The organism is Bradyrhizobium manausense, assembly GCF_001440035.1.
Lineage (GTDB): Bacteria > Pseudomonadota > Alphaproteobacteria > Rhizobiales > Xanthobacteraceae > Bradyrhizobium > Bradyrhizobium manausense.
This window is the reverse complement of sequence record NZ_LJYG01000061.1, coordinates 1-11,526: the sequence shown is the minus strand read 5'-3', so window position 1 is coordinate 11,526 and position 11,526 is coordinate 1. Positions and strand designations below refer to the sequence as shown.

The following is an 11,526-nucleotide window of genomic DNA, read 5'->3' as shown; positions in this document are numbered from 1 at the left end:
GATTGGAACATGAGCAAGTTTCGATACATGCTAAGAATAGCCATCCTTTGCATCGCAGCACTCCTGCTTGGCGCGTCGTTCTCTGCAGGGCAAGAGTACGCCCGTCCGTGGCCGGCGCCAAAGCCGGCAGTTGCGGAAGGGACGCGCACCACAAGCACGCGTGCGACGTCGCCCGCGAGTGCGCGGACGCGCCATCAGGCGGCGTCTCCCCGGACGGATCGCCACGCCATGGCGAATAGCAAGCAGCACCATCTGGTCCTCCAGGTGAATACAAATGATCCCGCAGCAATGAACCTCACGCTCAACAATGCAATGAACGTCACGCAATATTACAAAGACACCGGCGACAAGGTGAAAATCGAAGTGATCGCGTTCGGTCCCGGGCTGCACATGTTCCGCGAAGACACCTCGCCAGTGAAAGCGCGGATCGAAACGATGGCGCTCAGCACGCCGGAGGTCTCATTCAAGGCCTGCGGCAACACCCAAGAGAACATGCGGAAGGCTGAGAACAAGGACATCCCGATTATCCCCCAGGCTGAAGTGGTCAAGTCCGGCGTCGTGCGGGTGATGGAGTTGGAAGAGCAGGGCTGGACCTATGTTAAGCCATAGGCGGGAGCATTCATCGTAGCGCTGCTTCTCGGTAAAGCGAGCCGGAAGAACATCGCTCAGTCTGTGACGTGCCGCCTCGCGCGCGATGCGATACGCCCCGAACGCGCATGCCGCATCGAAACCTGCTTGTGCTTTGAGTAGGGCGGTGACTGAAAAACAATTCTCGGTTTGTCCACAGTGCCTCTCGGCGGCACTTGAGGAAGACAAAGCCGCAGCGCACCATGAACATCGGCATCTGGCCCCTTAAGCCACCCCGTTGATCTCGCCAAGGGACGGCACTCGGCCGCGTCAATCGATGCACCCTATTCGGCCAAGAGACCACAATTTACAGCTTCTTAGCTCGGCGGCTCGTGCAGCCGGCATTTAAATACCGCCTCGGTCGTAAATCGCTAAGACTTGTCGCGATCGACTGATTATTCTTAATATAGAGAGCTTGGGCGGTGTTAAATTTTCGGGGCCAAATATGACTTTCTCGCCAGAGGATCGTAGTTACATTCGGCTGCTGCAACTTGGACCTTTTAACAAGCGCGTCCGCGGCGGCTGGCGGTTCGGGACCAAGCGGATCAGCGACGCGGTAGTTGATCGGCTCGTCGCAAGGGGCGTCGCAAGCCGCGAAGGTGATCGGGTAGAGCTGACCGGCTCTGAAGCTGCTGAGTGAGTTGCGAGGGCACGTTAGGATCCGCACGCAACGCTAGTGCACCCGGTCCGCGGTATCTTTTCTCCGATGCCTGTCGCTCGGCTTCGGAACGCTCGACCGCGCGAATCGGACTGCAATTTTCTCGTCGCCCTCCCATTTCAAATCATGTATTGTTTGATTTGATTTTCGAATTATCGATCGGGGCGGAGAGAATACTCATGGCCCAGCGAGCAACATTTCGCGCCGATTTCCGTGACTTTATTGCGCTATATTTGTTGGCTGTAGACCACAAAGAAAACCATTACGACGCATCTCGACTGCACAAGCTTTTTGTGCCCACTCGAAGCACTTGCGAAGACCTCCTCGATCCCGCATCAGATCCCGCCGGGGTGTATGATCCAATAAGTGGCGGCCGCGCGTTTGGCCCAAGCGGTCAGGCGGTCGATCGCGCGGCGAAGTATGACCACGCAAGCGCCTTTCTTCATGCAGTGCTCAAAGGGGTTGGACCAAAAACAGCACCGTAGACTACCGTTTCGTGGGCGGGCCCATCCGACGGAGCTAAGCACGCCTGTAGGCGAGCTTGAGCGCACGACACCAAAGCGCCGCCGACCGGCCATGGAATCGTGGTTCTCGTCAATATGCCGGGCAGCACAGGACCCGTTTATCATTCCGCAACGTCAAGTGTATCGAAATCAAAGCAAAACCGCAGCGACGAGATATTAGCGTTGCGGATGCACGTTGCTCGACTGTATAGCCGCGACCGGAAGCCCTCTCACATTCGGCGATGTCCGCCATCGCAGCGCACGCGGACATCTCCATCGAATGAAGAACCGTTCAACGACACGGACAGCTCGATCGGACGTGCCATGCATCGTCACTCACTGATCCCGCCTCAGCGATGAACTGCCTGCGTCAGCGCTCTCCGATCGAAGCTGTTTGAGCCGCGTCTCCAACGCGAGCTTTTTGGCAATCAGCCTTTCCGCAAGAATGGCATTGACCATGCTGTGGAGCTCCCACAGTTCGTCCATCGACATTCTCTCGAACTGGTCCTGATACATGATTCCCCGAATCACGACGTCGATAGGGTGGGCGGATACGATGAAAAGTGCAACCAATCGGCGGTAGCAAGACTATTGCTCCCTTGAGACCGCTGGGGAGCGACCGGGCGTACCTTTAGCTGCTCCGCCCTCTGACTGATAGCAGAGCCCTCTAAGCGGAATCGTCGGGCGCGTCGGTTTCGACACCTCAGGCAACCCGCGTTCTTCTGAACCGTGAACCGCAGCGCGGCTGCGGCTTAGACCTTGTTGAGACATTGGGGTTTTCGGGGCCTCAGCTTGAGGCAAGGCGCGGCTGCGGGGCGGATTTTTCCGAATGGCCTCGCTGCATAATTGAGACCAGCCGAGCAACTTCGACGATGTGTCTTCGAAGGCAGTCAGGCAAATGCGCATCGCACGGACGAAGACTGGCGACGCGCTGCCCGGGTCGAGACGAAATCGCATAACTATCGAGCGAACATTCCGACGGAGGCCCGAACGAACCAGACAGTCCGGCCAGGCACCCCCAGCTAGGCTGGCCCGCTCATGCGATCCTCGGGTTTTTTCGCGCCCTGCTTCTGCACCTGCTCCTCTACGAATATCACGATCGTACGCCGAGCAGCTGGGTCCGTTACTTTCTGAAATGCTCTGATCAAGCGGAGCATCTGTAGATCTTCGACGAAGTTTGACATTGAAAGCCCCCATTCACAATTGGGAAAGCTCAGTGTTAGGTTCGCGCGGCAGGCTGGCCTCTCGTCGTCGTGTCCACGTACCCCTTATCTCAGCGCGTGGTGTTCTCCTCGAAGTCCGAGATCCTGCCTCGAATAATTTGGAGTTCTGTCAGATGACAAGCAGGAGCCTCGCGGCCAGAGCTTCATCGACCTCTACGGGCAGCGTCCACGACTCAATCAATGAACCAATCCTCCAGTCGCTGCGGGTTCATGCTGCCCTCCTCCGCTGGCTTCTGACATCCGCACCATATCCAACGGCCAGGCCTGCTGCTTGCCGGGAGGTGTCGTTGGCCCGACAAGCCCACCGTCGGCTTTTGTCTTTAAATTTATAGTTTAATTTTTAATTATTATCAATTTAAATTTCGCCATATTAATATAAATAATGGCGCCATTTCCGATGCCACGACTCTAGGCGGAGACTCAGATTGCTCAGTTCGCTAGGCGACTTTTTCGGGAGAAGCGCCATGACCGGAGTAGCCGTTTGCGTAGTGTGCAGCCGCTGGAGTGCTCAAGGTCGGAATTACAGTCCTGCTGTTGCCCGCGGGATCATGACTGTCCCCACTGTTGGATCCGCGACATGCACGATGAGAAGCAGATTGCGCGCGCGGCAAGATACGAAAGAGGCGAAACCAGCCTTCAGACCAAGCCTGAACCATTTTGCCTGAACGGCTTAGCCGCCATTTTTGATCAATTTGCCTTCCAGCCTGCATGAGACTGCTTCGCCGCTTTAGCTTCGGCGATGGCGACGCTCTCGCGTAACTTCAACAGCTCGTCATACGCTGCTCGAAGTGGATCGTAATCCTCGACCGCAGGAGATCGCCTCGAGAAGTTTGTCGTGCCGTAGGATGAATATCTGATCATCGCAAACACGCAGCCATGATGCACCCAAAGCGTATCAGGGCATTGCCGTTGCGCAACCAGAGCCGCTCGTTAAGCTTGATGTTGGTGCAAAAAGTTAAGATCGGGACGAAGATGTGGTATTGGCGCGCATCGCGCAGGTCCTGCGAGGGATGGATTAAAGATGCGCTGCCAGCCGACGACGGCTAAGCGACAACCATAGCAGCTGATTTCGCAGGAGCGTACACAATTCACGTTCCAGACGAACAATGTAGCCGATGTCGCTCAGCGTCTAGTTGTCCCGACGTCCCCCAGGGGTTCGAAAGACCGCAATGAGCCGATCGCCTTCCCAAAGCTCAACATCGTGCTCGCTAGACATTTGCTCGGCCCGATATCTCGCGCTCTGCTCGTCGATGCAATCAAGCTTTGCGGCACAGATCGGGTGCCGGCTACTGTCCACCAGGAAGGCTTTGTACCGCATGGCGATCCCATCCAATGACTCCGCCATCCTAATCGAATGGCTGCCTGATGCAGCACCAAATCCATTTCAGCAGCTGCGGAACCTTTGTACGTGTGGCCATTTCGCTATAGACGCCTGAACTCGTGGCTTTCGATGCCGAGCCGCGTCGGGTCCGCCATGAAACGCCCGCGGTCTTTCCACCCTCCTATCGGCGCAGGATTTCCGAGCCGCATTTCGCCCCACCGATCCGAACCCTTTTGGTTTCTCGTCCGAAACGCTGAGGGCTGATTGGCAGGCGCTGTAACTGCAGGGTTCAGGTGAAACTCGATCCGAAACCAAAGCGAAAGGAGCGCACGCTCGTTCACACTACATTAGTAGGCCTTTTTAACCTTTTTGCCTTGCATCATGCGCCTACTTGCGATTGCATAGTTTTCCCGATAGCGCCGCGGTCATTTCGGCCATTGTTTCTAGGAACTGCTGATGAGTAGTCGAAGTCAGGTTTACAACTATTCGGCCATTCTGAGAGACCGAGTGCAGGGTCTAATCGCACTTGTTACAGAACTGGAAGGACTTCGTTTTCGGCTGCGTCAAGCGGAGGCAAGGACAATGCGGCGAAGAGGGAAGTTATCAACCCGGACTGCACGACGGCTGCTCGGTCGACGATAAGGGCAATACGCAATTCACCACGCGCGGTTACGCGCAATGGTGACACGCCCACAGCTCACTTGCAGCCAACGTCTTAGCCAGCCCTTCTTTCCACATCCTGCCGCCGGGACGCAATCTGGCGTGCAGCGTCGCTGTTATCAGCGTCTCCGCAATCGGCGAAGCCCTCGTAATGCTCCAGTCGATGTTGATCAATGAGATGGGTATCAGGCTCCGAATTATCGAAGGCGCTACCCTCTTGTGTGCTTGCTGCTCGACCCGTACGTAGAGGCCCAATCTGGGCACATTCCGACATCGTGCCAAATCGCTTCAGCGCTGCGTTGATCCTCTGAGCTAGCGTTCGATTGTGCTCCCGGAACATCGACAAATGATCTCCATTCACGGGTATGATTTCCAGACCCGAAAGAAACAGACCCTTCCAGCCAAGGCTGTCGTCCAAACCCCGCATACCGTCCCCCGATTCTGACCGAAAAAGAACCCCCCGAGTGTCAAGGAGGCGCGGGCGATAAGACCGCAGGATCCTCGTATACAATCGTTCTACGAGCCTCGTCGGCAACGGAGCCCCGTCCTCGTCGACCATGGTGGTAAAAGTGCTTCGTCCTCTCCAGATGCCTCGAAACCACTTCCGCGCTTCCTCATCGAGCATCCAGTGGACGGTTTGCCATGAGCGCTGCAAGCGCGATGCGATTGTTGGTGAAGACAGCTCGTTCGGAGCTTGCTTCCAAATTTGTCGGCATTTCCGCCAAGCAACTTCACGTGTAGTTGGATATGTCGCAGAGGTATCGAACAACATCACCAGATCTACCCGGCGACCTTGCTTTTGCATTTGATGAGCCATTTCAAAGGCAATGATCCCTGCGAAGGAGTGCCCCGCGAGCACACAGGATGACGACGTTAAATGTGCACTCAGGGCTGCTGCATATGGCGCAACTAATTGTTCGATTGTCGGGAAGGCGGATTTCCGGTTGTTTGCGACCGCGGCACGCCATTGCAGGGGCCAAGGACGCATATCGATCCCGAACACCTGGCTATCCAGCAATTCGGCGAGCCCGAATTCATCCGGCCCCGCGTAAACGAAATACACCGGGCGCTCCGCCTTGCCCTTCTGCATTTCAACTACCGGCGGTCGTGTCGCTAGCCCTCGGGTAGCAATGACCTTTGATAGCTCTTCCACTGTCGGATTTTTGTAGAGATCCGAAATCCCAAGGGTTGCGTTCGTTACTTGCTTGATCCGGTTGATCATCCGCACAGCCATTAACGAATGGCCGCCCAATTCGAAGAAATCGTCCTTGATCCCGATTTTCTTCAGCTCAAGTAATTCGCACCATATGCTGATAACCGCTTCTTCCATCGGAGTGCTTGGCGGCACATACAATTCCTCGGACTGAGATGACCTCACACCGGGCAATGGCAATGCCCCGCGGTCCAGTTTACCGTTAGGGGTCGTGGGAAATGCATCCAGGAAGACGAAGTCCGCAGGAATCATATAAGTCGGCAGTTGATCTCTGCACAGGCTCCGTAGTTCGGCGCCGAGGCCAGCCGACGAGATCGCCGGCCTCACATAAGCTATCAGTCTCTTGTCCCCCGCTGAGTTCTCTCGCGCTACAACCGCCGCTTCCTGCACCGCTGGATGCGTGGTCACGACCGTCTCAATCTCGCCGAGTTCAATGCGATGGCCACGAATTTTTACCTGATGATCCACTCGACCAAGAAACTGAAGCATGCCATTCGGCAGTCGTCGAACCATATCACCCGTTTTGTACAACCGCGCTCCCGGCACCTTGCTGAAAGGATCGCCAATGAATCGATCACGCGTCAATTCCGGCTGATTGTGGTAGCCCCGAGCTATCTGAATGCCACCCAGATATAACTCGCCAGGGACGCCGACCGGGACATGCCGCATATGAGCATCCAGCACGTGAGCCTGAGTGTTGGCTACTGGCAAGCCAATGGGAACAACATCGTCAGCGTGCTGACGCGGGACTGAGTAAAACAGCGAGGTGATTGTGGCCTCGGTTGGTCCGTAAAAATAATGCAACTCTGCGCCGACCATTCCAAAAAACTCTCCGGCGAGTTCTCCAGTCAATACGTCGCCCCCGCAGAACACATGCCGGAGGCTTCGGCAGGCCTTGAGTTCCGGTATCTTCAGAAGCAAGCGCAGCGTCGATGGCACGAGGTGCATGACAGTAATCCGGCATCGAATGATCGTCTGGACCAAATATGCTGGGTCACGATGTCCGCCCGGCTGTGCCAGGACCAGACGCGCGCCGACGAAGAGCGGTGCCAGGATTTCCAGGACCGCGGGATCGAAGCTAAATGAAATCTGCTGCAATACGCGATCGCCCTCGTTCAAGGGAAACGTCGATTGCATCCAGGCCATCAGATTCCTGACCGCTCGGTGAGGAATCATGACCCCCTTCGGATTTCCTGTAGATCCCGAGGTATAATTTACATAAGCAAGGCTCGAGTCGGTCGCAGCGCGGCTGGGGTTGCCGACGCTCCCCGCACAGACTGCAGGGTCATCCATGAAAATGACGGCGTTCGCTTTAAGATCGGGCAGAATTCGGCTCAGCTTGCGCTCCGTGAGTAGAACGGGCGCGTTGGCGTCCTTCAGCATAAATGCGATGCGTGCCGGTGGGTAGGCTGGATCTATTGGCACATAAGCGCCTCCAGCTTTGAGGACGCCGAACAAGCTGATGATCAACTCCGGCGACCGCTCCAAGCAGATAGCTACCAAAACCCCGGGACCGACCCCCAATTCGCGCAAATGATGGGCAAGCTGATTTGAATGATGGTTGAGGGCGCGATAAGTCAGGCGCTGCTCGCCGAATTCCACTGCCACGGCGTCCGGAGTTCGATCGACTTGCGCCTCGAAGAGTTCATGGATGCACCCATCCTTCGGGTAGTCTGCCAGTGTTTCATTCCACGCGACCAGCAGGTCGTGACGCTCAGCCGCTCCCAATAGCGGCAAATCACCGAGCCGTTGCTTCGGCTTCTCTGCCATCGCCTCAAGCAGTGTTTGTAAGTGGCCGAGCATTCGGCCAGCCGTCGCGCTATCCAGTCGACCGCGATCGAATCCAATTTTCAGGCATAGCTCGGTCCCGTCGTAAGCCGCCAAGGTGATCGGATAATTGGATTGCTCAAAGAGATGGAATTTCCGAGTCGACCAAGACCGTCCCCGCATTTGCAACAGGGAGTTCAGTTGATGATTCTCAAATACAACGATGCTTTCGAACAACGGCCTGCCCGCTGACACATCGCTCCAAGCCTGCACCTTCTCAAGCGGCGTATGCTCATGTTCGCGCATCGCCACAATTGCCGCGCGTACTTCCTTAAGCCAAGGAATGAGTGCGGCGTCGCGGTCCACGTACACGCGCAACGGCAATGTGTTGATGAACAAGCCGATCATGGCTTCAGCGCCCTCGATCGCGCTTCGGCGACAACTCCTGGTCACTCCGAACACGACGTCCGCCTCGCCGCTATACCGGCTTAGCAGCACCGACCAGGCCCCCTGGATGATCGTATTGAGAGTCAGCTCATTCTGCCCCGCAAGCGAACGAAGTGCGGAGGTGATCTCACGCGACAACAATATCTCCTTATTGCCGCCCTGGACGTCGACGTTCCGCTCGTTGGTCGGCAAGCGATCCACCACCAGCGGAGTGGGCGCCGTGAAGCCTTTAAGGGTGCTCCTCCAAAACGTTTCGGACTTGGAGAACTCCCGTGTTTGCAGCCACTTGATGTAGTCCCGATAAGGTCTGGGGCACTCTAGCGTTATTGCTGTGCCAGCGCGGAGAGCCTCGTAGTAGGAGAAGACTTCGCCAAGAATTGCCGGGAATGACCTGCCGTCCAACAGCGCGTGGTGAAACGTCCAGATGAGGCGGTACTTCGCCTCGCCACAACGTACCAGGGTTAGACGAAGCAGCGGCGCTCGCGCGAGATCGAATTCTCGACGACGGTCCGTCTCCAATAGATCAGCCATTCGTCGATCCTGTTCGGAATCTGGAATTCCGCGCCAGTCCTGTCGCTGCCAAGGGATCTCGACCTGTGCTTGCACCTGCTGTTGCGGCTCATTGACGTCGGTCCAGCGAAACTGGCTTCGCAAAGCCGGATGACGAGCGACCACGATTCTCCAGGCGCGCCGCAGAGAGGCTTCGTCAACTGCTTCGTGCAAGTCGCACAGCAGTTGCTCGGTGTAGACCCCTGTTCCGGGAGCCGACAAACTGTGGAACAGCATGCCTTGCTGTAGCGGCGACAGCGCGTACACGTCTTCAATCATGCTGATTGGTCGCTGAGGACAGGCTGTTAAACCTGTGTTGAACCTGCCGGTTGGATTGCCTTGCCGATGGTTTGCGATCTTCAATTGTCATTCCACTCGATTAAATATAATCTAGAGAAAATTCAATATATGATTTTGTTGAATTAATAAATCCCCAAGGTATTAATGTAAGGTGCTTTAAATCTGGCCGGGCACAGTACGCGGGGATTGAAGGAAAATGCGGAAGATTCAGAGCTTTGTGACGACTGAAGACGTTATCTCCGCCACTCGAGTTCTTGCCTGGGCCAGGAACTATCTTGCGCGGGAGGAAGAAAAGGTCAGACGTCCTTACCCGCCTCAGACGGTTTGTCCCTATGTGGAGGCCTCGATTAAAGCGAACTCCCTCTACATGGTGTTTCATAACGAATTGAACGGAGAAGATGCCGGGTCGATTGCCGACGTAATCTTGGGATACGTCAATCCCTTCAAGGAGGCGCCCCCCTTTGCGCGGCATGAGCAGGCGCTAAAAGCGCTGCTCATCGTATTCCCGAATATCGAGGAGAAATTCCTAGGGGCACTCGATGAGTGCCACCGGACCATCAAGCCGAAGATCGTCAAGTCTGGTTTGATGATTGGTCAGTTTCATCCGAGGTGCCGGGAAGAAGCGATCCACAATCCTGAGTGGAACGCAATCTCGCGATCTCCGGTTCCTCTGGTGGCGATCCGCAATATGACGTTACACGACATCATGTTTCTACATGACGATGAGCAAGCATTTCGAGCGTATGAAAGCAGGTTTGGAAGCCGATTCGCGCAGGGAGGTGCGTTTCTGTATCCGTATCACAAACACCTCATCACTTGCTATGAACGCGCAAAATCCGCTTATGCAGGTCACCAATAACCTAAATTGAATGGCTGTTTGTACCAGTCAACTCGGTCTGTTGAGCTTCAAATGCGGCTTCTGACGCACTTCCTTCATCTCTTGCTGGTGAACAATTGTGTCCCGCGGCGTGTACTCGATACCTCCACCACAAGGTGAGGCACGATCGATCGCCCATCCATTGAACCTTTCACCGAGCGGTTGGACCAACCCTCAAATCGGGGGGACCAGGAGGTCTCCTATGCGCACGATCTTGATCGCAGTGGCGGTCGCTGGCTGTCTCGGTACGACGTTTTTGCTGTCGTCCTATCCGTCAACAAACAAAGTTGATGTGGCGAACCTGGCGGTCGATCACTGTACCAATTTCCACAGCTTGGCTGCGCTCAAACTATCCGGACTAATGCGCAACGAGGCACAACCGGAAAGGCAGGGAGCACGGGGGCGGTTTGGCAAGCGGCTTTGGACAGCCTTTTGCATCCAAGACAAACGACCTCGGCTTGAGTCTGAGGTCGCCAACCCTGGGGAAGACCTACTCCCGACGCTAAGGCCTTTTGACTTGGGTATTTCTCGGGAGCTTGGATCCGCCAATGAATAAAGCGGCGGGGCCTCGCCATGCACTGTCGAGCGCGTAAGTCTCGGGGAGTTTTGGCTACCCTCGATGAGCGATAAAGGTCTCCGACCCGGACTGATCCAGCTACGGACGCCCCGAAGTCCAGAGTTAGGCGGGCGCCATATTTCCCTCTGCAGCGCGCCGGCGGCGGAACCAAGCTTTCAGCTTGAATGGCTATGCTCCAATGCTGCGACGACGAGCCAAGTGCCTTGGCTCCACGCCGCCCGCGTGCACTTAGCCGCCGGAAACTGAACAACCATGATTAATTTGATTTAATGCAGCAATAAAATTCTTTCATTTTGATCATTTAGAGGTAAAGTACTGTTGCGAGCGCAGGCACTCCGCGTGACGCGCCCTGCCCAACGGACCGTCGGCTCCGTTTGAAGTTTTTAGTCCCGGGCCGACGGTCCGAGGCAGTTCCGCGCTATTTCTGGGGAAAATTGAGCTTGGCCACCGGGATGGCGTAAGCTCTCACTTAAATCCCTAATCTGAAATGAGTCGGGGAGTTGCCGTGGGTATTTACTTGCTGTTACTGGCGGCATGCGTTGTTGGGGTTCTTCTGTTCCTGGCATTCCGCTTATAGGACCGACAGCGGCCACAACCGTTGCTTTGAATCCTCAGCCAATGGCCGAAATTGAAAAACTTCGGCTTGAGTTTTTGACTGTGCGCGGATGAGCGCGTTCAACTCCATCACTGGAGACGAACGTGATCACCTGGCTGCTGGTAGCTTTCCTCGTCGTCCGTGAAGAGCGGCTAAGCGATTGAGCTGGGATCGCAATATTCGTTGTGGCCTGTTTTGGGATTGCAGGG

General features: G+C 55.7%; 7 protein-coding genes. 4 read left to right on the top strand and 3 right to left on the bottom strand.

Going from position 1 to position 11,526, the window contains the following annotated elements:
- Nucleotides 1–9: 9 nt before the first annotated feature.
- Both AOQ71_RS15360 and AOQ71_RS45085 read left to right on the top strand, forming a co-directional pair.
- Entirely contained in the window at nucleotides 10–609 is a 600-nt protein-coding gene (locus AOQ71_RS15360; RefSeq protein WP_057747519.1) for a DsrE family protein, read from the top strand.
- Between the two features lie 855 nt (nucleotides 610–1,464).
- Nucleotides 1,465–1,770, top strand: a complete 306-nt coding sequence (locus AOQ71_RS45085) for a hypothetical protein (RefSeq protein WP_157083518.1) — start codon at nucleotides 1,465–1,467, stop codon at nucleotides 1,768–1,770.
- Between the two features lie 354 nt (nucleotides 1,771–2,124).
- On the opposite strand, the gene AOQ71_RS15355 is transcribed toward AOQ71_RS45085, so the two are convergent.
- On the bottom strand, nucleotides 2,125–2,274 hold the full coding sequence (locus AOQ71_RS15355) for a hypothetical protein (RefSeq protein ID WP_228749897.1): 150 nt from the start codon (nucleotides 2,272–2,274) through the stop codon (nucleotides 2,125–2,127).
- A 1,314-nt stretch (nucleotides 2,275–3,588) separates the two neighbouring features.
- Here AOQ71_RS15355 and AOQ71_RS49705 point away from each other — a divergent pair.
- Nucleotides 3,589–3,723, top strand: a complete 135-nt coding sequence (locus tag AOQ71_RS49705) for a hypothetical protein (protein ID WP_283809594.1) — start codon at nucleotides 3,589–3,591, stop codon at nucleotides 3,721–3,723.
- Nucleotides 3,724–5,047: 1,324 nt separating this feature from the next.
- Here AOQ71_RS49705 and AOQ71_RS15345 read toward each other — a convergent pair.
- Nucleotides 5,048–9,331, bottom strand: a complete 4,284-nt coding sequence (locus tag AOQ71_RS15345) for a non-ribosomal peptide synthetase (RefSeq protein WP_157083517.1) — start codon at nucleotides 9,329–9,331, stop codon at nucleotides 5,048–5,050.
- A 133-nt stretch (nucleotides 9,332–9,464) separates the two neighbouring features.
- Between AOQ71_RS15345 and AOQ71_RS15340 the strand changes: the two genes are divergently transcribed.
- The gene (locus tag AOQ71_RS15340; protein WP_057747517.1) at nucleotides 9,465–10,127 is read left to right on the top strand and encodes a DUF6875 domain-containing protein; all 663 of its coding nucleotides are present in this window, start codon (nucleotides 9,465–9,467) and stop codon (nucleotides 10,125–10,127) included.
- Nucleotides 10,128–11,333: 1,206 nt separating this feature from the next.
- Here AOQ71_RS15340 and AOQ71_RS46640 read toward each other — a convergent pair.
- Nucleotides 11,334–11,526, bottom strand: a 193-nt coding sequence (locus tag AOQ71_RS46640; RefSeq protein ID WP_205668228.1) for a hypothetical protein, incomplete at its 5' end; no start/stop codon positions are given.